This window comes from Nitrospirota bacterium (assembly GCA_026387665.1).
In the GTDB taxonomy this organism is placed as follows: Bacteria; Nitrospirota; Nitrospiria; order Nitrospirales; family Nitrospiraceae; genus Palsa-1315.
The window spans coordinates 1-24,671 of record JAPLLG010000009.1 but is presented as its reverse complement, the minus strand read 5'-3'; the positions used below and the strand labels follow the sequence as shown (position 1 = coordinate 24,671).

Annotated in this window: 21 protein-coding genes and 2 tRNA genes; 17 read left to right on the top strand and 6 right to left on the bottom strand. The window is 59.1% G+C overall.

Annotated elements, in window-relative coordinates:
• Window positions 1-58: 58 nt before the first annotated feature.
• Window positions 59-1,534, bottom strand: a complete 1,476-nt coding sequence (locus tag NT179_08760; protein MCX5722102.1) for a hypothetical protein — start codon at window positions 1,532-1,534, stop codon at window positions 59-61.
• 175 nt (window positions 1,535-1,709) lie between these two features.
• On the opposite strand from NT179_08760, the gene NT179_08755 reads away from it, so the two are divergent.
• The 4 genes from NT179_08755 (at window position 1,710) to NT179_08740 (ending at window position 7,845) form a co-directional block, all read left to right on the top strand.
• Entirely contained in the window at window positions 1,710-3,179 is a 1,470-nt protein-coding gene (locus tag NT179_08755; GenBank protein ID MCX5722101.1) for a phosphatidylglycerol lysyltransferase domain-containing protein, read from the top strand.
• A complete protein-coding gene (locus NT179_08750) occupies window positions 3,176-6,286 on the top strand; it encodes a PAS domain S-box protein (GenBank protein ID MCX5722100.1) in 3,111 nt (1,036 codons plus the stop codon). Before NT179_08755 ends, NT179_08750 begins: the two co-directional genes overlap by 4 nt.
• A 211-nt stretch (window positions 6,287-6,497) precedes the next feature.
• The gene (locus NT179_08745) at window positions 6,498-7,316 is read left to right on the top strand and encodes a CbbQ/NirQ/NorQ/GpvN family protein (GenBank protein MCX5722099.1); all 819 of its coding nucleotides are present in this window, start codon (window positions 6,498-6,500) and stop codon (window positions 7,314-7,316) included.
• Window positions 7,317-7,536: 220 nt separating this feature from the next.
• On the top strand, window positions 7,537-7,845 hold the full coding sequence (locus tag NT179_08740) for a DUF167 domain-containing protein (protein MCX5722098.1): 309 nt from the start codon (window positions 7,537-7,539) through the stop codon (window positions 7,843-7,845).
• A gap of 80 nt (window positions 7,846-7,925) precedes the next feature.
• Here the strand turns inward: NT179_08740 and NT179_08735 are convergent, their stop codons facing one another.
• Window positions 7,926-8,351, bottom strand: coding sequence for a ferredoxin:thioredoxin reductase (locus NT179_08735; GenBank protein ID MCX5722097.1), 426 nt, complete (start codon window positions 8,349-8,351; stop codon window positions 7,926-7,928).
• A 193-nt stretch (window positions 8,352-8,544) separates the two neighbouring features.
• On the opposite strand from NT179_08735, the gene NT179_08730 reads away from it, so the two are divergent.
• From NT179_08730 to NT179_08680, 11 genes are all read left to right on the top strand, one after another.
• Entirely contained in the window at window positions 8,545-11,586 is a 3,042-nt protein-coding gene (locus NT179_08730) for a VWA domain-containing protein (protein MCX5722096.1), read from the top strand.
• 25 nt (window positions 11,587-11,611) lie between these two features.
• Window positions 11,612-12,019 (top strand): hypothetical protein, encoded by a 408-nt coding sequence (locus NT179_08725; protein MCX5722095.1) that lies wholly within the window; start codon window positions 11,612-11,614, stop codon window positions 12,017-12,019.
• Window positions 12,020-12,098: 79 nt separating this feature from the next.
• Entirely contained in the window at window positions 12,099-13,037 is a 939-nt protein-coding gene (gene mdh, locus NT179_08720) for a malate dehydrogenase (GenBank protein ID MCX5722094.1), read from the top strand.
• A gap of 161 nt (window positions 13,038-13,198) precedes the next feature.
• A complete protein-coding gene (locus NT179_08715) occupies window positions 13,199-13,795 on the top strand; it encodes a urate hydroxylase PuuD (GenBank protein MCX5722093.1) in 597 nt (198 codons plus the stop codon).
• Window positions 13,796-14,033: 238 nt separating this feature from the next.
• A complete protein-coding gene (gene nuoF / locus NT179_08710; protein ID MCX5722092.1) occupies window positions 14,034-15,335 on the top strand; it encodes an NADH-quinone oxidoreductase subunit NuoF in 1,302 nt (433 codons plus the stop codon).
• Window positions 15,336-15,347: 12 nt separating this feature from the next.
• On the top strand, window positions 15,348-15,695 hold the full coding sequence (locus tag NT179_08705; GenBank protein ID MCX5722091.1) for a 2Fe-2S iron-sulfur cluster-binding protein: 348 nt from the start codon (window positions 15,348-15,350) through the stop codon (window positions 15,693-15,695).
• A 69-nt stretch (window positions 15,696-15,764) separates the two neighbouring features.
• Window positions 15,765-16,085, top strand: a complete 321-nt coding sequence (gene erpA, locus NT179_08700; GenBank protein MCX5722090.1) for an iron-sulfur cluster insertion protein ErpA — start codon at window positions 15,765-15,767, stop codon at window positions 16,083-16,085.
• A 118-nt stretch (window positions 16,086-16,203) separates the two neighbouring features.
• Window positions 16,204-16,653 carry a 6-carboxytetrahydropterin synthase gene (locus NT179_08695; GenBank protein MCX5722089.1) on the top strand — a complete coding sequence of 150 codons (450 nt, stop codon included), beginning with the start codon at window positions 16,204-16,206 and terminating at the stop codon, window positions 16,651-16,653.
• Window positions 16,646-17,293 carry a GTP cyclohydrolase I FolE gene (gene folE, locus NT179_08690; GenBank protein ID MCX5722088.1) on the top strand — a complete coding sequence of 216 codons (648 nt, stop codon included), beginning with the start codon at window positions 16,646-16,648 and terminating at the stop codon, window positions 17,291-17,293. Before NT179_08695 ends, folE begins: the two co-directional genes overlap by 8 nt.
• A 65-nt stretch (window positions 17,294-17,358) precedes the next feature.
• Window positions 17,359-18,648 (top strand): replication-associated recombination protein A, encoded by a 1,290-nt coding sequence (locus tag NT179_08685; protein ID MCX5722087.1) that lies wholly within the window; start codon window positions 17,359-17,361, stop codon window positions 18,646-18,648.
• Window positions 18,649-18,702: 54 nt separating this feature from the next.
• A complete protein-coding gene (locus NT179_08680) occupies window positions 18,703-19,092 on the top strand; it encodes a PilZ domain-containing protein (protein ID MCX5722086.1) in 390 nt (129 codons plus the stop codon).
• A 133-nt stretch (window positions 19,093-19,225) separates the two neighbouring features.
• On the opposite strand, the gene NT179_08675 is transcribed toward NT179_08680, so the two are convergent.
• Window positions 19,226-21,070 (bottom strand): ABC-F family ATP-binding cassette domain-containing protein, encoded by a 1,845-nt coding sequence (locus NT179_08675; protein ID MCX5722085.1) that lies wholly within the window; start codon window positions 21,068-21,070, stop codon window positions 19,226-19,228.
• Window positions 21,071-21,174: 104 nt separating this feature from the next.
• Window positions 21,175-21,250 (bottom strand) — tRNA-Ala (locus tag NT179_08670).
• Window positions 21,251-21,580: 330 nt separating this feature from the next.
• Between NT179_08670 and NT179_08665 the strand changes: the two genes are divergently transcribed.
• Both NT179_08665 and NT179_08660 read left to right on the top strand, forming a co-directional pair.
• Window positions 21,581-22,888, top strand: a complete 1,308-nt coding sequence (locus NT179_08665) for an adenylosuccinate synthase (GenBank protein ID MCX5722084.1) — start codon at window positions 21,581-21,583, stop codon at window positions 22,886-22,888.
• A 65-nt stretch (window positions 22,889-22,953) separates the two neighbouring features.
• A tRNA-Lys gene (locus NT179_08660) sits at window positions 22,954-23,029 on the top strand.
• A 7-nt stretch (window positions 23,030-23,036) separates the two neighbouring features.
• On the opposite strand, the gene NT179_08655 is transcribed toward NT179_08660, so the two are convergent.
• Entirely contained in the window at window positions 23,037-24,134 is a 1,098-nt protein-coding gene (locus NT179_08655) for a site-specific integrase (GenBank protein MCX5722083.1), read from the bottom strand.
• Window positions 24,109-24,438 (bottom strand): helix-turn-helix domain-containing protein, encoded by a 330-nt coding sequence (locus tag NT179_08650; GenBank protein MCX5722082.1) that lies wholly within the window; start codon window positions 24,436-24,438, stop codon window positions 24,109-24,111. Before NT179_08650 ends, NT179_08655 begins: the two co-directional genes overlap by 26 nt.
• Window positions 24,439-24,671: the final 233 nt, after the last annotated feature.

The window sequence follows — 24,671 nt, the reverse complement described above, 5'->3', positions numbered from 1 at the left end:
GTTAACGCTGAACTATGAACGATGAATGCTGAGCGGGAACATTTCGGATGTTCATCGTTTAGCGTTCTGCCTTCATCATTGTCCCGCATGGAACCATGATTGCGTCCTTCATTCCGTGGATCACCTTCTTCTCTGCCGAGCAGACGGTTGCCAGGATACCAGCCAGTTCGACCGTTTCGCCAGTCACGAAATAATAGGGTGAGAGCCTGGCGCGGCCGGACATGTGTTTCATCTCGCCGGTGACCGGATCGAAATAGTCGAGCTCGTACAGGCGGCCCTTGTGGAACTCCTGCAGGATATAGGGGGTTTGGGGGAATGAGGCCAGGGCCTTGTCGAGGGCGCCGGCCCATTCGTGCTGTGGCATGTCGTGTCCGACCGATACGCCCCGGCTGCCCCAGGCGAGTTCGGAGAATCCCGATGGTTTGATGACGAGGTGCCGTTCTTTCTGGGTGGCCGTGGCCAGATCGCGCCAGTTCGACACGGCCCGTCCACCGATCGCCAATCCGGGAATCGTGGCGGAGGGAGGGACCGGCGCAGGATCGAGCACCCAGGTGCGCGGCATGATGGTGGTCAGGTGCAGAAAGACCTCCCGGCCCAAGGCCTCTTCCCAATAGGGATGCAAGACCGGGTGATGGAGCAGGGCGAAGGCCAGCTTCTCTTCCAGCGCCGGTTTGTACGGAGGCGTGACGGCCACCCGGTCCTTCTTGGCCGCATATTGGACGAGTTCGGACTTGGGAATGTTCGGGAGGTCGAATAACTCATAGAAGCGATAGATTAATGCGATCGGCTGGTCCATGCCCTCGCTAGTGAGCCGGAGGCCTTCTTCGGTGAATCGAATGTGACGGGGTTCCACGCAATAGGCGTCGAGACCGATGGCTCGCAGTTTGGTGGCGATCCAGGTCATTTCCGGCCGATAGTCTTTGGCTTCCTCCGACAGCAGAATCGCGATACAGCCGGTCCGTTGGCCGAGCTGGGCTTTCAGCATGGCGGCAAATCCATGCACCATTCCCTCGGGGCCTCCCACGAGTGAGAGGCCTGCCGCCTCGCTTTCGGCGTAGAGGCCTGAGAGGCAGGCGGTCATGCCGATGCCGCCCGGGACTGAGTCGAGCTCGGTGATGACCATGCCGTCCTGGGTGGGGATGATGTCCGGTCGAATGACTGCGGGCACGTGGTCGCGAAACCGTTTCATGTGGCTGTAGGTGAGCAGCCCTTCCGGTTTGCCTTGGTCGAGGTATCCCGCGACCCAGGCCGGCTGGAGGCCGCGCAGGCTGTCGGCATAGAGGCGGTTCAGCGCCCGATAAAATGAGAAGAGCTGCGGCCCCAACTGCTGGAAGAAATCTAATTGGTCTTGCGTGAGCAGGAGCGGTGTGGTCGCAATACGCCAGGTGGTCGTCGTGGACACCGTTCCGGGAGCGACATCCTGGCCGGGCAGAGCAGGAAAGAGCCCAGCCTGGCTGAGCTGGTCACGGATGATCGTGCAGCGGTGGAGGAGGTCGGAGGTAGACAAGTCAGGCAGAGGCAGTATCCGTGTCAATGAAAGCTCTTCATGCAAGGCATCGCGACTGTAACATGGGCTTTAGACTGGCACAAGGGGCGAAGGGCCAGTGAGCAGGGACCCCTTGGGCGCACTGGTGAACGGTGCTAAGATAACCCCGGTTGATTGGAATCCTTTTCTATTCGTATAGGCCACCGGGCGGCTGGATGCTTCCGTGACGTTATCGATTGCGCTTCCACAATTTGTGCCGAGTCGCACCTGCCTCCAGTGCGATGTCTGTTGCCGGTTCCCGGACCCGGATAGCGCTCTTCGTCCCTATTTCACCGAGCAAGAAATTACCGGGGCCTTGGCCGGGGGCCTTGAGGGGGCGGCCTTCCCTAATCGGCGAGGGTCGCAGGTGGTCCTGGTTCCCGACCAGGCTGGAGAGGGTTATCTCTGCCCGGCCTTCGATTCAGCGACTTCAACTTGCCGCGTGTATGCACAGCGTCCGTTCGACTGTCAGCTCTATCCTCTGGCTCTGATGTGGGACGACACACATAGCCACATAGCATTGGGGTGGGATACGAAATGTCCCTTTCTGCGGGAAGAGATTCCGGCGGAGATCCAGCGCCATGCAGACCGGGTGATGGCCTTGCTCGATCGACCGGGCGTTCATGAGCAACTCGTCTTGCATCCACGCCTCATCGGGCGGTTTCAAGAGGACGTGATCGTGCTGGCTCGCCTTCCGCGCCTTACCGAGGCCGTCGCGGTTCAGTGGGGGCCTGCGCCGCTGCATCGGCTCATGCTGGATGATATCCCGCATCTGACGACGGCCCTGGATCGTTCCGGCTTCTGCGGGCCTCAATCGCTTGCGGCCTATTCGCCGGTCTACCATTACATCTGGACGGGAGTCCTGGCCTATTGGTGGGTGGAGCTGCAGGGAGCCTTGTGCCTCTTCGCGCAATCGCCGGACGGCTGGTTTCTGCCCCTCCCTCCGATCGGATCCGGCTCGATTGAGGCTCCCCTGTCCGATGCGATGGAGCTGTTGTATCGTTGGAACGGAGACTCGCCGGTCAGCCGGGTGGAAAACGTGCCATCCCAGTTGGCGCCGGAGTTGGAGCGGCTGGGGTACCGCCTCACGCCCAAGGAGCCGGACTATCTCTATCGCGCGGCAGACCTTGCGGCCTTGGCTGGCGATCGATATAAGTCTCAACGGGCTCTGTGCAACCGATTCGAGCGGGAGCAGTCTTGTGAGGTGGCTTCCTATCAGGCTGGCGACCAGCAGGGCTGCCGCGCATTGTTGAGAGAATGGTCACGCCAGAAGCAGGCGGAAGGACTGGAACCGTTCGGGGTGATGTTGCTGGCCGATGCGGAATCGGCGCATGAAATTCTATGGTCGCAGGCGTCGGTCCTGCCGGTCAGGGGGACGGTGGTCAGGATTCATGGTCGGATCTGCGCCTATACATTCGGCTATTGGTTGACGAACAAGACATTCTGTGTCCTAGTAGAGATTACGGATCGGACTTTTCCTGGTCTGGCTCAATATTTATTTCGGGAGATCTGTCGGACTGCCATGGCGGAAGGGGCGGACTATATTAGTACGATGGATGACGCAGGTCTTCCGGGGTTGCGCGCGTCCAAACAGGCCTATCACCCTGCTATGCTGATCTCCAATTTCATTGCGTCCCGCGTGTGCGAAGCATGAAGACCTCAACGGCCTTGTCGTTTCTTAGTTTTCACCGCTATCGGTGGCTGCCCTATCTCATTGCGGCGATGACCCTGTTCGCCCTTGCGGCTGGCGCTAGGCTGGTGCAGTTCGTCGAATTGCGCCTGGTGGTGGCGACCGGAGAAGAACTCACGCTGGCCGCGGCAGAAGTGGCCGAGAAAACCGACCGGATGTTGTTCGAACGCCAAGGCGACGCCCTCATGATGGCCCGAGCCTTTTCCGCGCGAAGTTCCGATCCGAAATATCTCTCCGAGTATGTGACGTGGATGAAGGCCGCCTATTCCCCAGTCTATCTGTGGCTCGCGGTTACGGATCGTCAGGGCACGATTATCGCGGCGACCGAGTCTTCGCTGCTGGGGCAGGACCATAGCCACACTTCATGGTTTACATCGGCCCGTGATACGAAACGACTCGATGTCGCCGATGTGGCGGTGCATGAGTCGGATAATGGCGTCGATACCATCGCGTTTACCGCTCCGATTCTCGATACGCGAGGCCTGTTCCTGGGCGTCGTGACCACGCGGGTGTCGATCTCATTTCTGGAGGAAGTGACGACGCGGACCATTCGCGCGCTTGAAGATCGACAAGGAGAAGCCGGGCGGGGGCGGGTCGAGTATCAAATATTGACGCGGCATGGCCACGTGTTTATCAGCTCGAATGTCGCCCCTCAGGTGGGCATGAATCTCAAAAAAATGGGGCTCCCGTCGGTGTTGCTGAGTGAGACGGGCCTGCCGGGGTTTATCGAAGAGGAGCATTTGAGCCGGCATGTCCCCGTGGTGACTGGTTATGCGCAGACCAAGGGGTTTGGAGAATTTGTCGGGCTGGGCTGGTCGGTCTTGGTGCGCATGGATCGGCAGGACATCCTGGCGCCGATTCACACCTTCCTGTGGAAAATCGGGATTATTGGCGGAGTGGTCTGGGGTCCCATGTTGGTGCTGTTGTTCTGGTCCACGGCGCGCTTGCGCACGGAACATCGGCAGGCGCAACAGGAAAGTGCCTGGGCGAAAGCGGCAGAGACCGCGTTGCTCCAAAGTCAGGAGCGAAACCGGGCTATCGTCGATACCGCGCTGGACGGCGTGATCACGATCGACTCGAGCGGGATCGTGACCGATTGGAATGCGCAGGCTTCTGTGATTTTCGGATGGTCCCGTGAGGAAGCGCTGGGTCGGTCCCTGGTCGAGACGATCATTCCTGCGCGGGATCGTCCGGCGTATGAACAGGGTGTTCATGAATTTCTTCGGACAGGAACTGGCGCGATTCTGAATCGCCGGATTGAGATTATCGCGCAACATCGAAGCGGGAGGGAGCTTCCCGTTGAGTTGGCGGTGTCGCCGGCGAAAATCGGCGATGCCTACATTTTCAGCGCCTTCATTCGGGATATCACCGAGCGCCGGAGGACTGAACGGCGTCTGGCCTCCCAGTATGCGGTGACCAGAGTCCTGGCCGAGTCGGCGACGTTGGAAGAGGCCGTTCCGAAGATCATTCAGGCAGTTGGGGAGAGTTTGGAATGGGAGTTGGGCGTGTTCTGGCGAGTGGATAAGGCTGCCGGCTTGTTGCGCTGTCTCGACCAGTGGCAGATGCCGTCCCTCCAGGCTGAGTCATTCCTTGCGGCCAACTGGCAACAAGTGTTTGGCCGAGACGAGGGGTTACCAGGACGTATTTGGTCCAGCGGCAAGTCCGCCTGGGTGACGGACGTCTCGTTGGATAGTACGTCCCCCCGGAGGGCCGTGGCGGAGGAGGTGGGGTTCCACGGCGCGTTTGGATTTCCTGTTCGGGTCGGGGGTGAAATCGAGGGAGTCATCGAACTCTTTAGCCGCCAGGTGCAGCAGCCTGATGACGAATTGTTGAAGATGGTCGAAGATATCGGCCTCAAGATCGGCCAATTCGGCGAGCGGGCCAGAACGGAAGGGGTGCTCCGAGAGACCGAAGCGCAATTGCGCCAGGCCCAGAAAATGGAAGCGGTCGGGCGATTGGCCGGCGGTGTCGCCCATGACTTCAATAATCTTCTTACGGTGATTCGAGGGTATAGCGAGCTGCTCCTGAGCCGCCTGCTCCCGACCGATCCCATGCGGAAAGATATGGAGGAGGTCAAGAAAGCGGCGGACCGGGCGACCGGCCTGACGCGTCAATTGTTGGCCTTCAGCCGCCGACAGTTCATTGCGGCGAAAGTCCTCGACCTCAATGCCCTGGTCTCTAATATGGACGGTATGTTGCGGCGTCTCCTCGGGGAGGACATCGTCGAGTTCTGCGCCGAATTGGATCCCCATGCTGGCGCCATCAAGGCGGATCCCGGACAGGTCGAGCAGGTCATTATGAATCTGGTGGTCAATGCGCGGGATGCCATGCCCAAGGGCGGGAGCCTGACGATCGAAACCAAGAATATGACGATTGGAAAAAACCCGCGTTGGGATGCCGTGGGAGTGACCCCGGGACCGTACGTGTTGCTGGCTGTTCGGGATACCGGCCATGGCATGGATGCGGAGACTAAGTCGCATTTGTTCGAGCCCTTCTTCACGACGAAGGAACAAGGGAAGGGGACGGGCTTGGGACTCTCGACCGTCTATGGCATCGTCAAGCAAAGCGGGGGCAGTATTACCGTGGAGAGCGCTCCTGGCAAGGGGACGACTTTCAGGATTTATTTCCCGCGCGTCGCACAAGAGGCGTCGGAGCCGACGGTGGCTATCGATACCATTGAGTCGGTACATGGCCGCGAAACCATCTTGCTGGTCGAAGATGAGCCGAGCGTGCGGGGGCTCGTGCACGAGACCTTACGACTCCATGGGTACACTGTGCTGGAGGCGCGCCATGGCATCGAAGCCCTCCTGACCGGTGCACGGTACGGGGGGGCTATTCATCTGTTGTTGACGGATGTCGTTATGCCGCAGATGAGCGGGCCGGAAGTGGCGGAAAAGCTCCTCACCGTTCGGCCTGGGATTAAAGTGCTGTACATGTCCGGTTATCCAGACCATCCGGTGTTCGACCAAGGCGGTGTGAGTCGAGAGACGTCGTTTCTGGCGAAGCCCTTCTCGCCCAACGTGTTGGCAAAAAAGGTGCGAGAGATCTTGGACGACGTGACGGTCTCTTAATAGGATGCTGAAAATGGCCGCCAGCTTCGTTCTCGGCTCATCGAAATCCTCAACGTACCCCTGAAGGGTACGCCTCCGGTTTCGACTCACCTGCGGCCTTGCTGGACGGCCATTTTCAGCATCCTGCCTGATTGCTTGATCTTCATCCTCGGTTCCGTTTATCGTGCCGTACCACAGTGCAACATCGTGTCAACCAACAAGGGCAGAAACCATGAGTCAGCAGTCACGCGAAGTTGACGTTGAGCAATATCGGATCGAGCGGGAGCCCTTCTACGCGGAGGTCCATGGCGAGATCGGTCTGTTTACGATTGCGGCGAACAGCAAGATGCCGGTCATGCTCAAGGGGCCGACCGGCTGCGGCAAGACTCGCTTCGTCCAGCATATGGCCTACCGGCTTGGTCGCCCCTTGATCACGGTAGCCTGCCATGAAGACCTTACCGCCTCAGATCTCGTGGGTCGGTATCTGCTCAAGGGCCAAGAGACGGTCTGGGTCGATGGGCCCCTGACGCTCGGCGTGAAACATGGCGCGATCGTCTATCTGGACGAAATCGTCGAGGCGCGGAAGGACACGACGGTCATCATCCATCCCCTGAGCGACGATCGCCGTCTGTTGCCGATCGAAAAAAAAGGGCAGGTGATCGAAGCGGCTGACAATTTCCTCCTCGTCATTTCCTACAACCCCGGGTACCAGAGCGTGCTCAAGGATTTGAAGCAAAGCACGAAGCAGCGTTTCATGGCGATTCAGTTCGACTATCCGGCGCCCGACATTGAAACCACCGTGGTCGAGCGGGAAGCGGGGGTCGATCGCGACCTGGCGGCCAAGTTGGTCAAGCTGGCGGGCAAGGTGCGGAACCTCAAAAACCATGGGTTGGAAGAAGGGGTCAGCACTAGATTGCTGATCTATGCCGGAACCCTCATCCGGCAGGGTGTAGCTACCGACCGGGCCTGCGATGTCGCGATTGCTCGTCCGATCACCGACGATCCCGATATGCAGCGCAGCATTCTGGAGTTGGTGAAGGCCATTTTCTAATCCATTCCAGGATGCTGAAAAACGGAGTGGGGCGGCTGGGGTGATCCCTGTGCTCGCGCAACGCGCGGTCTCAGAAGACCCTCGTTGGACGCGCGCAGTTGGGGTCGTCCCAACCGCCCAAGTGAAGGGTCGCTCGCTGCGGCCTTGTTGGACGGTCTTTTTGAGCATCCTGGGACAACGTAAATGAGCAAGCTTTGTTAGGCTGTTGGCTCTATCACAGATGAATGCGCTCATTGTGCAGGACAGCAAAGCCGGGGCGGTCCTTTCCGTTCATATCCAGCCGAAAGCTTCCCGCACCGAATGTGTGGGCTTCCATGGCGACGCGATCAAGATCCGCGTGGCCGCGCCTCCGGTCGAGGGCGCAGCCAACGACGAATTGATCCGGTTCTTAGCCAGCCAACTCTCGATCCCTTCCAGTTCGGTGCAGATCCAATCCGGTGCGAGCGGTCGGCACAAACGTGTCCTGCTTAAAGGAGTCACCTCGCAGCTGGTGCTGGCTCGCTTGAACCTGGGGCCGCAGAAGTCGTGAGGGGGTGAGGGGTGGAGGTCGCTCCCTCCGCCCCGCCACGGGGTGAGTGAAAAAGCGGGGAAGAAGGGCTGCGCGGGTGTTTATTTCGAGTCTGTGTCGGAGGGGAGAGGAGAGGTCTGCGCGGCTTTGTGTTTCAGGGCTCGGCCCTTGTCGGGGGTTGGGTCTGTGACGAGGCCGTAGATTTCCCGCCCTTCGTGGCCTTCCGGAAGATATTCCGTAATCGGCATGCCGTCGTCCTTCACGAATAACAGGCAGTGGCAATATTTGTAGATCTGCATTTCGTCGCAGGCGCACATCCACCGGCGGAGTTTGGCTTCTGCCTGTTTATCCTTGTAGAAGTTGCAGGGGCAGAGGGGTTTTCCCAGCTCATCGATATGCATCGCGAGGCCTTTGACGACGGCTTCGGTGACGGCGGGAGTCGGGTGCATAGAGGTTCCGCTTTTCTCCGCGAATCCCTTCACGAACTTCAATATTTTCTCGATACTCTCTGGCTTGGGCTCGGCCATTCCGAAATCCTTTCGATAGGCTAGAGGCGAAGGGCCAGGGGCGAGAGGCAAACCCGATTCCCACCCTCTAGCCTCGGGCCTTTTGCCCCATGTCTGCGCGCAAGCGCGTAGTTTACAAGCGCCAGGGCGTCCTTTACAATCCGGTACTTCCCATTACTTCCTGTACATTTGTCTGAATGGACCGAGAACCGAGATGTCGGATACTCATCAACAATTGATCGCGAAACTGGCCGAGGAGCTGGGGGCTGTTCCGGCTCAGCAGCTGGTCGCTGATCTCGCCGGGGCTTCCGCGAAACCGAATCAGGTGGAGGGCGTGTTGCTGCTGTTCGACGAGCTGGAGGAGATTTCTTCGAAAGTTACTCGTGCCGCCATCGAGTCGTTCCCGGATTTGCAATGGCGGGATCGGTTGAGCGATGCGGTGGCCTGGCTGGATTTGGGGATTGCGTTAGCCGGATCCTCCGGTGCGATCGGGTTGAAGTATTTTAAAGAGAGCCCGCTGGTCCTGGGTCTGATCGATTCACCATCAGCTCGGTCGCTGGTGCTGAAAACTGCCCTGGAGCTGGCCGAGCAGGATGCGAACGTCGCGCTGGAATTCCTCCGTGTCTCGCCGGAGGTGGTGACGGTCATCGCGCCGGATCAATTGGGAGCCTGGCTGGAGGTCGGGTTCGAATTGACCCAGGTCGATTTTGTCGTGGCGCTGGAGTACATCCGTCAAATTCCTGCGGTCGCCCGCGTGTTGCCTCTTCAGGAGGCCAGGGCCTGGGCGACGTTCGGGCTGAAACTGATTTCTCAGAACAGTTTCGGCAAGACGGACTATTTCGGGACCATCGAATTTCTCCGCTCCAGTCCGCTCATCCTCGGCGATCTCGAAGACCCATCGGTGAGGGCCAAGGTCGTCACGGTCGGTTCGTTGCTGGCTGAGCGCGATCCTGCGTCTGGCATTGCCTGGCTGTCGGAGTCGCCCCGCCTGTTGCGCGTCGTGCCGAATGAGGCCTGGCGGCTCAAGGTCTTGCAATATGGGGCCTTGCTCGCAGAACGCGATGCGGAGACGGCGCTGGCCTATTTGCGGCGCGCGCCTGAATTGGTAAGCCTGATCGGCGAATCTGCGGAGGCCAAGGCCCGCTTCGAGGCCTGGTTCACGGCCGGGATGGAAGTCCTGGCCTACAGCGTCGAAGGAGCTAGGGCCTACTTTGCCCTGGAGTCGCAGAAGGCCCTGACCTCGGTGGAAACAGCCTTGAGCGGTGTGCCGCTCAGGCAGGTGGCCAGGACCGTGAAGCTGTTCGTGCAGGGGCTCTGTGGGATGGACATGACGATTCAGGCGCTTCCCGACTCGCTGAGTCAGGAGACGCTTGCGCGCGCGACGGTGAGCCAGGACGGGCGCACCATTTCGCTGCCATCGCTCCTCCGCCGCTATCCCACGGCTGAAGAAAATACGCGACTGTATCTGGTCATGGCAGCTCATGAAGCGGGGCATGTGGAGTTCGGGACCTATCGGCTGACCCTTGCGCCATTCGCCGATTTGATTGTGGTTCTGCGGCAGAAGTATGGCCGTACGAAACAGGCCGAGCCGGACAGTTTGGCATCGCTCTTTCGTTTCTATCCCCATCCGGGCTTGATCCAGGATTTATGGATGCTTGTGGAGGATGCGAGGGTGGAGTTTCTGTTGCAGCGGGAGTACCCGGGACTACAACGGGATCTCCAGCAATTGGCGCGGGAATCTATCGAGACCAGGTCGCTGACGCACGGGCTGACCGTCAAGGAACTCGTCGTCGATCAACTGCTCCAGCTTTCGACCGCGGCTTCGCAGCCCATCGCGATTCACGAAGCCATCAAGGACGAGATCGCCATTCTCTGGCCCCTGTGCCAGGCGATTCTGGTTCCCACGGCGACAGCGGAAGAATCGGTGCGCCTGGCTCATGTGCTGTATGTGCGGCTGGAAGAGCTGTTGGCGCCGAAGGGCGCCATGATCCAGGGAGCGCAAGCCGATGATGCGTTGGAGGAGGTGGGCGTGGGCCCTTCCGTATCAGACCAGAGTGGCGAGGATTATCGTCCCGTCACCAACTGGGTTTATCGTGGAGCGATGAATCCCGAGTTCATCAGGCAGAATGCACAGGATGGGCGGATGCAGGATGATCAACCACAGTCGGAAGAGATTCAGCGTATGGCGAGCGCGGCAGGCGGGTCGCAGGAATCCTCGTCTCAGGGTCAGCAGAATCGAGGGGGCACGCGCACGGAGACGGAAGGTGATCGGCTTACCGGGGGACGGCAGTTGCCCTCCCAGGTGGAAGAGCTCCTGGACGTGAAGGTCGAGCAGCCGGCGCCGGTTGATCATGCAGGACCTGGCGATCGCGCGGTACGTTATCCGGAATGGGACCAGAGGATCGACGACTACCGCCTCAACTGGTGCCGCGTCGTTGAACGTGCCGCGGAGGAGGGGAGCGGGGATATCGTGAGCGCCACTTTGAGCGAGCATCGGAGCGAGGTCTCGGCCCTGCGACGGTTCTTCGAAGGGTTGCGGCCGCCGGGGTTGCGGCGCGTGCCGGGCCAAGCGGACGGCGACGAACTGGACGTGGATGCGGCGGTGCGGATGTGCGCGGAGCGGGCGGCGGGAGCAGACCTGTCGGACCGGATTTACGTCAGACGTGAACGGAAAGAGCGGGATGTCGCGGCTGCATTTCTGGTCGATGTGAGCGGGTCCACCAGCCGCCAGTTGGAGAGTGGGCGCCGCGTGATCGATCTGGAGAAAGAGGGGCTGGTCCTTTTGTGCGAAGCGCTGGAATCGGTCGGAGATCAATATGCGCTCTATGGCTATTCGGGCCAGGGCCGCGGGCAAGTGGACTTTCTGGTGGTCAAGGATTTCGACGACCGGTTGAGCGGGAAGGCTGCGCAGCGGCTGGGCGGCCTGGTGCCTATGCAGCAGAACCGCGATGGGGCGGCCATTCGCCATGCCACGGCCAAATTACTGGAACGAGAGGCGCGGACGAGACTACTCGTCCTCATCAGCGATGGGCGCCCGCTCGACGACGGCTACAAGGACGAGTATTCGCTGGAAGACACGAAGGCGGCCTTGCGCGAGGCGCGTCAGCGGGGGGTGCATCCGTTTTGTATCACGATCGATCGGGAGGCCGATGGGTATGTCCGGCGAATGTACGGGGACGTGCAGTTCGCGGTCATCGATCACATCGAAGCCTTGCCGAAGCGATTGCCGAAGATCTATCAACGGCTCACGACCTAACAGAATTAAGGGGCAGAGAAGATACATGAGCAACGAAACTGAGCGACCGGCAGTGCCGCCCTGGCTGCACAAGCTGTTTACGGGGAATCAGTATCCCTATGTCCGTCGGCTGGCGAAGTTCGCGCAGCCGACCAAGCCGGGGGAGGATCGCCCGGAGCCGACGAAGGAAATGATCGAGGCCAAGTTTTGGGAGGTCTATCCCCGCTGCTGGGCCAAGCTGTTACAGGAAGTCAAAGTCGGGATGATCGTGGTCTTCCACGACCTCGGCGAGTATCCGGCGGGCGGGTATCAGGAGTTGGTCGATGATCCGGATGGCTTTCTGGCCAAGACTTATGGCAAGAAGAAGATCAAGGTCAATTTCTACGATGGTGAAAATTTCGTCTGCACCATCAATTTCAAAGTTGCGGGCTGGACGGAGCACGAACATCCGTGAGAGGTGAAAGGTGAGACGTCAGGGGGGCCTGCGTTTCACGTTTTACGTTTCACGTCTCACGTTTGACGAGGAGTAGATGATGGGAAGACCCAAGATTACGGTGGTGGGGGCGGGAAACGTCGGCGGCACGACGGCGCAGCGGCTGGCGGAGAAGGACGCTTACGAGGTCGTGCTCGTCGACATCGTCGAGGGGGTTCCGCAAGGCAAGGCGCTCGATATCACGCAGGCCGGGCCTGTCTGCGGCTATGGCACCCGCGTTGTCGGCACCAACGGCTACGATGAAACGGCCGGCTCGGCGGTGGCGGTGATTACGTCGGGCATCCCTCGCAAGCCGGGGATGAGCCGCGACGAGTTGTTGGCCACGAATGCCAAGATCGTGAAGTCGGTCGTTTCGGAGCTGGTCTCCCGCTCGCCGAACGTTATTCTGATTCTCGTCACCAACCCGTTGGATGCGATGGTCCATGTGGCGCGCCGCGTCAGTGGCTTGCCGAAATCACGGGTCCTGGGGATGGCGGGGGTGCTCGATTCCGCCCGTATGCGTTCCTTCATTGCCGCCGAGTTGAGTGTGCCAGGTCCCGATGTGGATGCGATGGTGCTGGGGGGGCATGGGGATACGATGGTGCCCCTGTCGCGCTATACGACAGTGAAGGGAAAGCCTGTGTCCGAGTTGATGTCGAAGGAGCGGTTGGAGGCGATCGTGAAGCGGACTCGTGAAGGGGGCGCCGAAATCGTCGGCCTCTTAAAGACCGGCAGCGCGTTCTATGCCCCGTCCGCTTCGGCGGTCGACATGGTCGAGGCGATCATGAAGGATCAGAAGCGAGTGTTGCCCTGTGCGGTGCTCTGCGAGGGCGAATATGGATTGAAGGATGTCGTGGTCGGGGTGCCGGTTAAGCTGGGCCGGGGCGGGGCGGAGCAGGTGGTCGAATATGAGCTGACGGCGGAAGAACAGGCGGGGCTGGAAAATTCTGCTCGCGCGGTGCGCGAACTCTGCGCGACCGTCGACCGGTTGATGGCATAGGGGAAACCGTCAATCGTCATGCGCCAATCGACGCGAAAATGGAAGCGGTGCCTCGGTTGACGAATGACGGTTGACGCGTGACGAGCTTCGTTCGCTTGACAAGCGAAGCGGGCCTACAGTACAGAATGCGCGGAGCAGTTCACTGAAACTAAGGAGACATAATGAAATTTCTTGAGAATCCGATGCAGACGATCGGCGCAGGGTTTGCGCTGACCGCAGTGTTGATGGTGGGGTATCTCGGTATGGCCGGTGTTGGGGTCGGCGAGGCAGACTGGGCCGGTCTGTTGTTGCGCTGGGTTCACTTTCTAGCCGGGATCACCTGGATCGGACTGTTGTATTTCTTCAACCTCATCAATGCCGCCTTCCTGAAGAGTCTGGACGGTCCAACCAAGAATATCGTGATTCCCAAGTTGATGCCTGCCGCGTTGAACTGGTTCCGTTATGGCGCCACGGTCACGGTGCTGGCCGGGATCCTCTTGTACGCGAAAACCTATGGCATGCAGGGCGGCGCAGGCGCGACCGCGCTCATGATCGGTGGCGTCTTGGGTATCATCATGATGGCCAACGTCCACGCAATCATTTGGCCGAACCAGAAGAAGATCATCGCGGCGGTGACTGCGGCAGCGGCAGCTCAGGGAACCCCGGCGCCGGCGGAAATGGCCCAATGGGGCCGGACGGCGCTCCTCGCGTCGCGGGTCAATTTTATGTTGTCGATTCCCATGCTGTTGTTTATGGCTGCCGGCAGCCACCTCAAGTAGGATTTTCTCTGATCGCCGACGGGAAAGCCCGCCGGCGATCAACTCATTCCCCCCTCGCTGAGACCCTCCAGCATTCACGCAACCGGCTCAAATGGCCAATATGCCCAGTTCCCTATGGGGCAGTGGCCCTAAGTCGTTGAGATTCAGGCCTATTATCGGGTCATTGCCTTGACGAAGATGGGCGAGGCACTTTATAGTATCGCTCCATACTTTGAGCCAAATGGGTGAGGAATGGCGCATGACGACCGCAACTGACGCACGAGTTCTCCAAACACTTGACGGGCCCCCTTGGGATATCGATGCCTATCTGAAAATCGGGGGCTACGAGGCCTGGAAGAAGTGCGTCAAAGAGCTGAGCGCCACCGATATCGTCAATGAACTGAAGAAGGCCGGACTCCGTGGGCGCGGGGGCGCCGGCTTCCCCACCGGCATCAAGTGGGAAAAGGTCCTCAACCACCGGGTCAAAGAACATTACTTCGTCTGCAACGCAGGTGAGCATGAGCCCGGCACGTTTAAGGACCGCTATATGCTCAAGCAGGCGCCCCATCAGCTCATCGAAGGCTGCCTCATCGCGGCCTATACGGTGCAAGCTAAGGCGGCCTTCATCTATCTGAATCATGAGTATGAGGAAGAGCGGGAGAATCTGAAGAAGGCCTTGGCGCAGGCGAAGGAGCGGGGCTTCCTGGGCAAGAATGCCATGGGCAGCGGGATGGATCTCGACCTGCAAATCTTCGACGGCTATGGAAGCTACGTGGCTGGTGAAGAGACCGCGATGCTTGAATCGATGCAAGGGCGGCCGGCGATGCCGAGACAGAAGCCGCCGTTTTACCCGACAGATTTCGGCCTGTACGGAAAACCGACGCTGGTCAACAACGTTGAAACCCTCTGCAACATTCCGAGGATCCTCCAGAAGGGTGCGGCCTGGTTCACGCAGGTTGGTACGGAAAAGTGTCCCGGCACGATGATGTTCTCGCTCAGTGGCGCCATCAACAAGCCAGGCGTGTACGAGCGGCCAATGGGGATCACGATCCGGGAACTGATTGATACATGCGGCGGCGGCGTGCCGGGTGGGCGTAAGATCAAGGCGGTCTTTCCCGGTGGCCCGGCCTTTTCGATGGTTACAGCCGATCAGCTCGACCTGACGATGGATTTCGATTCCTTGAAGAAGGCCGGCACAGGGCTGGGGTCAGCCGGCATGATCGTGGTCGATGATGCGACCTGTATGGTGGCGAAGACCCTGCATTTTTCGAACTTCTTTAAGGGCGAGAGTTGTGGTCAGTGTCCTCCCTGTCGGATGGGCACGATCAATCTTGCCGCGCTGCTGACCAAGATCGAGCAGGGCGAGGGGACGCAGAAGGACATGGATAGCCTCCTCCAGCTCTGCGGGTTTGTGAAGGGGACCGGCTATTGCACGTTGGTGACCGGCGCAGCCGTGCTGGTCCAGAGCAGTGTGAAATTGTTCCGCCACGAGTTTGATGAGCATATCCGTTTGCAGCGTTGCCCCTATCAGCCGGTAGCGGCTGGTGCAGCGGCGCATTAGGAGGGAGTGGCGATGCCGCGCGTGACGTTTCTCCATCCTCAGGGCAAAAGCGGAGAGGTTGAGCTCAATACGTCACTGCTGGAGGCGTCGAAGCTGCTCGGGTTTGTGTTGAATAATGATTGCGGCGGGAATGCCTCATGCACGACCTGTCGGGTGGAAGTGCAGATCGGCACGGAGAACCTGTCGGAGATTGATTTCGACGAGCAGGATCTTCTCGATCGGGAAGCCCTCAGCGAGCCGTGGCACCGCCTCGGGTGCCAGGCCAAGGTGCTGGGAGACGTGGTGGTGTTAGTGCCCGAAGGTAAGTGGGTGGCGCCCACGACGGGGCAGTCTGAGTCGCAGGGTATTGAAATTCGGTAGAGAGGTGTTACACTAAGTCATTCCAGGCAGGTTTTCGAATGACGGCCTGGTCACAAGAGGAGGATCCTAATGTTGACGATTACGGCGATTGCGGAACAAAAGATTAAAGAATTAATGGTGGAAGAGAAAGATATCATCGGGTTGCGCGTCTACGTCAAAGGCGGCGGATGCCATGGCTACCAATACGGCATGGCCTTCGAATCGAAGATGGGCGATGACGACACGGTGTTCGAAAAGAATGAAGTGAAGGTCATCATGGATTCGCAGAGCGCCCCGCTCTTGCAAGGCGCTGAGGTCGATTATGTCGATAGTCTGCAGGGCTCCGGGTTTGCGATCAAAAATCCGCAAGCGAAGACGACCTGTGGCTGCGGCAGCTCTTTCAGCGCCTAAGGCATGGGCGCTGGTGTGGCGCGAGTTGGTAGGTTGACTGTGAGGGGAAGCCAGGATTGTCCGAGTCTCGGGCAGCCCTGGCTTTTCTTTTTTGAGCTGGATGTGAGCTGAATCCACGATGGCCCAGGCAAGCGTGACGAGACGATATCGGTTCTGTGCGGCCCATCGGCTGCACACGGATCATTTATCGCCAGAAGAAAACTGGGCGGCGTTCGGGAAATGCAATAATCCCAACGGGCATGGCCATAACTATGTCGTGTTGGTGACGGTGCAGAGTGCTGTGTCGGCAGCGCCAAGGGGGGGCTTCGATCTCGGTCGGTTGGATCAGGTTGTCGGCGAGCAGGTGGTCGCCAGATTCGACCATCACGATCTCAACCTCGATCCTGAATTTGCCGATTGCACCACAACGGGGGAAAACCTGGTGCTGCTGATCTGGGATCTCCTCGTGAAGCACCTTCCAGCCGGACAGTTGGAAAAAGTTGGATTGATCGAAACGCGCGACAATTATTTCGAGTATGCGGGGTCGTCGAGTCAGGCCCCGGTGCTCAGAGAGGGACGGCATGGCTAAGCAGGCAGTCAAGCGGCGGGGGCAGCGACAGGTTGAAGACGTCAACGGGAGCGGCAAACCAGTGGATCTGGATGTGCTGCAATCCCTGGTGACGGAAATGTTGCTCGCGCTCGGCGAAAAGCCAGGCCGGAACGGGCTTGTGAAGACTCCTGAGCGAGTGGCCAAGGCCCTCGCTTTCATGACTCAGGGGTATCAGCGGGACATTGACCACCTCTTAAACGGCGCGCTCTTTCCCATCGAGTACGACGAGATGGTGATCGTGAAGGACATCGATTTCTTCAGCATGTGCGAACATCATCTTCTGCCCTTCTACGGCAAGGTCCATGTGGGGTATCTGCCCAACAAGAAGGTGGTGGGGCTCAGCAAGATTCCTCGCATCGTGGACACCTTTGCGAGACGGCTCCAAGTCCAGGAACGGTTGACCGTCCAGATCGCCGAAACGCTCAAATCCAAGCTCAATGCCCATGGAGTGGGCGTGGTCGTCGAAGCGCGGCACCTCTGCATGATGATGCGGGGCGTCGAAAAACAGAATACCACCGCGGTCACGAGCTCCATGCTCGGCGCCTTCCGCAGTCAGCCGCAAACCAGGCTGGAGTTTTTGAAGCTCATCCGCCGTGGCAGCGTCGGCGATTCCGATTAGTTGCCTACGTTGGGTGAACGAGTGACGTGCCGGCGTGCCGCCATAGTCTTCCTGCAGCCTGTGAGATGATGACTGCTCACGATCAGACTCCCGATTTATTTGGCACTCCCGAAGGGGGGAAGTCCGTTGAGGCTCCCTTGGCCGAGCGTTTGAGGCCTCGTGAGTTCGCGGATTTCGTCGGGCAGGATGACATCACGGCGCCGGATCGGCCCTTGCGGAGGGCCATCGAGGCGGATCAATTGTCCTCCGTCATCTTCTGGGGGCCGCCTGGCTCCGGCAAAACCACGCTGGCTCATCTCGTCGCGCGCCATACCAAAGCGCAGTTCGTGCCCTTCTCGGCGGTCACAGGGGGGGTGCCGGAACTGCGGGCCATCATCAAGACCGCGGAGCAACGCCAGGCCATCAACGGTCAACGAACCATCCTCTTTGTCGACGAAATCCATCGGTTCAATAAGGCGCAGCAGGACGCCTTTCTTCCCCATGTTGAGCGGGGGACGATCATCCTGGTCGGGGCGACGACGGAGAACCCTTCCTTCGAAGTGATTTCACCCCTTCTGTCTCGCTCTTTGGTTATCGTGCTCAAGTCCCTTTCACCCGAGGCGCTCGGGCAGATCCTGGACCGGGCGCTCACAGATTCTGAGATCGGATTGGGGAAGTGGAAGGCCAGCCTGTCCCCTGAGGCCCAGGAACGATTGATTGCCTATGGCAACGGCGATGCCAGGGCGCTTCTGACGGCGCTAGATTTTGTGGTCCGGCAGCAGCAGGCCGGGCCTGACGGGACTCGCCTGATCGATGGAGCGGCGCTGGAAGCCGCGCTAATGAAGAAGTCGATCCGGTACGACAAGTCCGGTGAAGAACATTACAACGTCATCTCCGCCTACATTAAGAGCCTCCGCGATTCCGATCCTGATGGAGCCCTCTATTGGCTTGCCCGGATGTTGGAAGGAGGGGAGGACCCGAAATTCATTGCGAGACGCCTGGTGATCTTTGCCTCTGAGGACGTAGGGAATGCCGATCCGATGGGGTTGGTGGTGGCGACCGCAGTCGCTCAGGCTGTGCAGTTTGTGGGGCTTCCAGAGGCACAGATCAACTTAGCTCAAGGAACAACCTATCTCGCCACCAGGCCCAAAGATAATGCCTCCTACGTCGGATTACTTGAAGCCATGGAAGATGCAAAATCTCATGGAAATCTGGGAGTCCCTCTCCATTTACGGAATGCCGTGACATCGATGATGAAGGGGTTCGGGTACGGGAAAGGCTATCGCTATGTCCATGACGATCCCCAGGCCAGGGGGCAGGATCATCTCCCTGAATCGCTCAAGGGCCGTCGGTACTATCGGCCTAAGAGCGCGTAATTGTTGTATTATCTGGCGGTGGACAAAGATTTCTAATCGGTTATACTTAGGCCTGTGAAGCGGCAGGATCAAAAAAATGGTGGATTGATCGCAGCCACGAATGAACGGCGTAAGTTCGTTCGGGCGACGCTGGTTGGCTCAGCGCTGATTTCCCCGAAAAGTGGAGCCAAGGCGATGACGGCCGTATTGGATAACGTCAATAGAGTCGGCGCAGGCTTGCACACGAAAGAGAAGTTGGCGATGGCCCTGCCTGTGACCGTGTCATTGGCGTTTCTGGATTCTGATCGTGCAGAGCAGATGGAGCGGCTCGACGGGAAAGTGGCTTGGGTCAAGCCGTGGGAGAAGGGGTTTCTGATCGGCGTCGTCTGGGACGAGCTGGTCACGAAAGAAAAGAACCGCTGGTTGTCTTACTACCTCGAAGAAACGGTCAAATCCTCCACCTAGCAGACTGCTGAAAAAGTCCGCCAGCTTCGTTCTCGCGTCGTTCAGACCTTCAACGTACCCTAGGGGTACGCCTCAGGCCTTCACTCGCTGCGGCCTTGCTGGACGGACTTTTTGAGCAGTCTGCCGTAGTCTGTTACGCGTAAGCCGTCAGCTTTTGTTTGACGCCTTCCAGTTCGGCTGAGAGCGTTTCCCACCTGGTTGTGAGCCGCGCCAGCTCACTCTTCCAGCCCTCGTATTCCGTTTGCAGCACGCTCCACTTGGTGGATTCATCTTTGTAGAGTGCCGGGTTGGCTAGCTCGAGGTCCCGCGCTTTAATCTTCGTCTCGCATTCGGCGATATCGGCTTCAGCTTTGACGATTTGCTTCTCCAGGCGGGCCTGGGTCTTACTCAGATCGCGGCGCTCTCCGGCTGAGGGTTTGGCCTGAGTCTGCGACAACATGGCCTTGGTCGGTCCGACGGTTTTCCCGCGATCCGCCCCCTTCAGATCCTCGCTCGATTCCTTGATGGATTCGATTTCCTGCGCCTTCTTCCACAAGTAATATTCATAGTCGCCGGTGAAGCTGCGGGCCTTGCCCTCTTCGATTTCAATGACGCGCGTGCAGACTCTGGTCAGAAAGGTCGGGTCGTGTGAAATGAAGATGATCGTGCCGGGAAAGTCCGAGAGGGCGTCGGTGAGCATGTCGACCGACGCCGGATCGAGGTGGTTGGTCGGTTCGTCGAGCAGCAGGGTATTGGCTGGTTCGACCAGCATCCGTGCGAGCGCAACGCGGTTGCGTTCGCCTCCGCTCAGGGCCTTGATCGGTTTCTTTTGATCGTCGCCGGTAAACAGGAAGGCGCCGGCAATCCCGCGGAGGAAATTCGTTTCCGCCTGGTTGGAAACCTCGGCGAGGGACTCCAGGATCGTATGTTCCGGGTTCAGCGTTTCTGCCTGGTGTTGGGCGAAGTAGTGCAGGGTGACACCATGGCCGATAGACCGTTTGCCGTTGTCCGGCTCCAGCACTCCGGCCAGCATCTTGAGCAGCGTGCTTTTGCCCGCCCCGTTTTCTCCTACCAACGCCACGCGCTGGCCCCGTTCGATCGAACAGTCGACTTTCTCGTAGACCACTTTTTCGCCATAGCGTTTGGACGCGCCCTGGAGCTCTAGCACCTGCCGGCCGCTCGGTGGGGGGATGGGGAATTTGAACTTCACCCGCTTGGGATCGCGCTTCACCTCAATCATCTTGACCTTATCAAGCTGTTTGATGCGCGATTGGACCTGGCTGGCTTTGTTCGCCTGGTAGCGGAATCGATCCACGAAGGTTTGAACCCGCGCGACTTCTTTGGCCTGGCGTCCCGCGGCGGCTTCTTGCTGCGCGTCCCGTTCGGCGCGGATTTTTTGGAACGAGGTATAGTTGCCGCGATATTCTTCGATCTTGTGGTGCCGGAGGTCCCAGATGTGGGTGACGACACGATTGAGAAATTCCGTGTCGTGGCTGATGATTAGCAGCGTCATTTCCGAGTCCAGGAGGAATTGCTCGAACCAGCGCTGCGTCGGTTTGTCCAAGTGGTTGGTCGGCTCGTCGAGCATCAGCACGTCAGGCTTGCTCAGCAGCAGATGTGCCAAGGCGACGCGCATCCGATAGCCGCCTGACAGCTTTTCGACTTCACGCCCGAAGTCGAGCTCCGAAAATCCCAATCCCATGAGGATGCGTTCGGCTTCATGCTCGGGATAGATGTCGCGGTGCGTGGCGTCCAGCACGTTTTTGCCCGTGATGGTTTCGAGCTCCTGCGGGAGATAGCCGATGCGGAGCCTGGGCCGTTTGCGGATAGTGCCCTTGTCCGGCGACTCCTCCTCGAGGATCATGCGGAAGAGAGTCGTTTTGCCGGCGCCGTTAGGCCCCACCAGGCCGACCCGCGAACCGGGGCGGAGATGCGCCGTGGCGCCCTCAAGCAGCACTCTCGTGGAATATTGTTTATAGACGGATTCGATTTGGAGCATGAGAAATTTCGTGAACCAGGCGGATCGCGCTTACCGGGAGGAGCCGATGGTCATTCGGTGATTAGGGGTGGATGTCGAGGTTTGCTGAGCCTGCGTGATTATTTTGGTGGAGCTGGCCGGGATTGAACCGGCGACCTCGTGAATGCCATTCACGCGCGCTCCCAACTGCGCTACAGCCCCACATCGATGGACTTGGAAATAAGCGAAAATCCTCGTGAAACAGCGCTGATGCTAACATGGCTTTCCCTCGGCAGTCAAGAAAAGGAGAGCGAGCAGGCCCAATCGCCTCTCGTGCTCGCGGAACGCGCGGTCGAAGACTCCCCTCGTTCGACGCGCGCAAGAAGAGACGGGTTGGGCCTGCCCTTGAAGGTGAGGGGGTGAGTAAAGGGACGGTACTAGGAACGATTTGGCAATGACGGTTCTTGACAAACCACAGTGCCACCCCTACCATGGCTCCTCCGCTCTGGCCCCCGGTTGGCCAGGGCTCTTTTTTTGGGAGCATTTCAGGCGATGGGAAATCTCGTAGTCATCGGGGCGCAGTGGGGCGACGAAGGCAAGGGCAAGATCGTGGATATCTTGGCCCGCGACGTCGATGCCGTCGTGCGTTATCAGGGCGGGTCCAATGCCGGGCACACCGTGATCAATGACCGTGGCACCTTCGTGTTTCACCTCATCCCCTCAGGTATCCTCTATCGCGGCACGCTCTGTGTGATCGGGAACGGGGTCGTCGTGGACCCGGCCTCCTTGATCGAGGAGATGGATCATCTCCAGACTCAAGGAGTGAAGATCGGCAAGAATTTTGTCGTTAGTCAGCGCGCCCATCTCATCCTGCCCTATCACAAGGCTATCGACAAGGCAGCGGAACAGTCGAAAGGCTCTCGCAGAATCGGTACGACGGGGCGTGGCATCGGCCCTTCCTATGCCGACAAGATGGCGCGAATCGGGATTCGTATGGGGGATCTGCTCAATCCCAAGGCCTTTCGCACCAAACTCGAAGAGAATCTGGTCGAAGTCAATTGGTTTGCCGAGAAGCTCTATAAGATGGAGCGGTTCGAAGTCGAAAAAGTCTTCCAGCAGTATATGGGCTATGCCGATCGGCTCAAGAGCCATATCGTCGATACGGTCATGCTCGTCAATAAGATGGTCGACGGAAAGAAGACCGTCTTGTTCGAAGGGGCGCAAGGGACGCATTTGGATGTGGACTTCGGCACCTATCCCTTCGTGACCTCTTCCAGCTCAACGGCCGGCGGCGCCTCGACGGGCAGCGGCGTGGGACCGACGAAGATCGACGCGGTCCTCGGGATCGTCAAAGCCTACACGACACGCGTCGGCAGCGGGCCCTTCCCCACGGAATTGACCGATGAAGTGGGAGGCGGGCTCCAGGCCAGAGGAAAAGAATTCGGCTCGACGACGGGACGCGCGCGCCGCTGCGGCTGGTTCGATGGCGTCGTCATGCGTTACGCCACCAAGGTGAATGGACTCACGTCATTGGCCGTCACGAAACTGGACGTGCTCGACGGCTGCAAAGAATTAAAAGTATGCACCGGCTATCGCTATCAAGGGAAGCTCCATCGCGACATGCCCTCCGATCTTCAGGTCCTGACCGAGTGCGAGCCGGTCTATAAGACGTTCAAGGGCTGGTCCGGCTCCACCTCCGGCGCGACCGCCTACAAGCAGCTTCCCGCGGAGGCCAAGCGCTATCTCCAGTATCTGGAGGAGATCGCCGAATGTCCCATCGATATTATTTCGACCGGTTCGAAGCGTAGCGAAACCATCATTCTGCGCAATCCGCTCAAGACCCGTTCCCGCGCGCGGTAAGAAATTGATTTCCTCTCTAGGCATAGACCGATCTTCAGTGGTAGAATTCGCACCCGCCATTTTGTGAGCCGGTAGCTCAGCTGGTAGAGCATCGCCCTTTTAAGGCGAGGGTCCTGGGTTCGACCCCCAGCCGGCTCACCACAGAAAATCAGTAACTTGCGAGAGTCCTCGCTCTCGCAAGACCGCTCAAAATCGGTCCTTGTGCTAAATTTGTGCTAAATCGCTCCGGTTGCGGCTGATCCAGGACATTCACGCCGTCTCGCAAGCTCTCCGGCGAATGATGCGCATACCGTTGCGTCATCAAGCTGGTCTTGTGACCCAGCAGACGTTGTACCTTGTACAAATCCACGCCACGTTGTACTAATCGCGTGGCGAACGTGTGCCGCATGTCGTGGAAGCGGAAGTCTGGAATGCCTGCCCGATTGCGTGCCTCGCAAAACTCCCGAACCAAGTAGCGTACTTGGAGTTCATGCCCGAGCGGGGTTCTGAACACGGGACCGGATGAGGCTCCCGTCGTGGCTTGCTTAGCCGCTAACAGCTCGTACACGGTCGCATTCAAGGGGATCGTGCGGCGAGTTCCGTTCTTGCTCTTCATCACCATGAGGATCCCTCGCGCAAAATCCACGTCCTGCCATTGCAGGTTGAGGATCTCTCCTTGACGCATGCCCGTGTTCAGCGCGAAACCGATAATCTCTCGAAGCCAGGGCGAGGACGAGGCGATGAGGCTCTCCTCTTCGTTGGCCGTCAGCCAACGATCCACTTCGTTCCGCACTTGCTCTAGCGAGACTCGGTGCATGGGGTTCTCCCGGCACCACTCCCATTCGCGCATTGCCACGTTGAACGCATGACGGACGAGCTGTAGCTCCTTGTTGATCGTGGCAGGAGCCGCGTTCTCTAGTCGCCGTTGGGTCTTGTAGCCCGCCAGCACCTTCGGCGTGACCTCGGCCAGCACCGATGCTCCGAACACAGGCCGGAGATGGTTCAAGACCTGACAGTCACGCTGGTGGCTCTTTGGCGCTTTCAGAACCGACCGCTCTTTGAGATACCGATCCATCATTTCCCCAAAAGTGCGTTCCTGTTCCTCACGCCTCTCAAAGAACCGACCTTCAGCAATTTGCACCTTCACCTTGCACAGGATCGATTCGGCCGTGCGTTTGTCCGTCGTACCCGTCGTACGTCGAACTTGTCGCCCTTGATACATAAAACTCATCCACCAGACCTTATTCCGCTTCAAGAGCCCCATCATGCTCCTCCTTCCTGATGAGGCTTGATCTCGGTCTAGTTTCCCCGTGGCCGGAAGTATAGACCTCGCGTTTTGCGCTCGCAATGAGCCGGTCGAGGTCGGACTTGTCAGCCCTCCGGTTCCCGATCTGGGGCGGTACGTACGGTGGGGGAGCGAAGGAAGCGAGCCAGCAGTCTATGTCGTTTTGATCAAACCGGAGTAACCCATGAATCTTTCGGCAGGGGATCTTGCCATGCGCGGCCCAGGCGTAGAGGGTCGCGGGTTTAATTCGTAGCTGTTCAGAAAGGTCTTTGATCGTCAACAGCATAGGCACCCAAACCGGGGGAGTCTGACGACACCCCCATCCCCCCAAGATGCGCCCGCGTGTCCGCCGGCGTCGTGTTCAGCCTACATTCCCAGTGGGTGCGAGCTGGCGCTGAGGAGCAGCGGCCAGGCCCTCCGGGAGCCTTCCCAAGGGGCCCCTTCCACTCCAGGCCTGTCCCCCGCGAGAGCGCCATCCCGCCTTCTTCTTCGACGCCCCACCCCCTGTGTTGTGAAGGG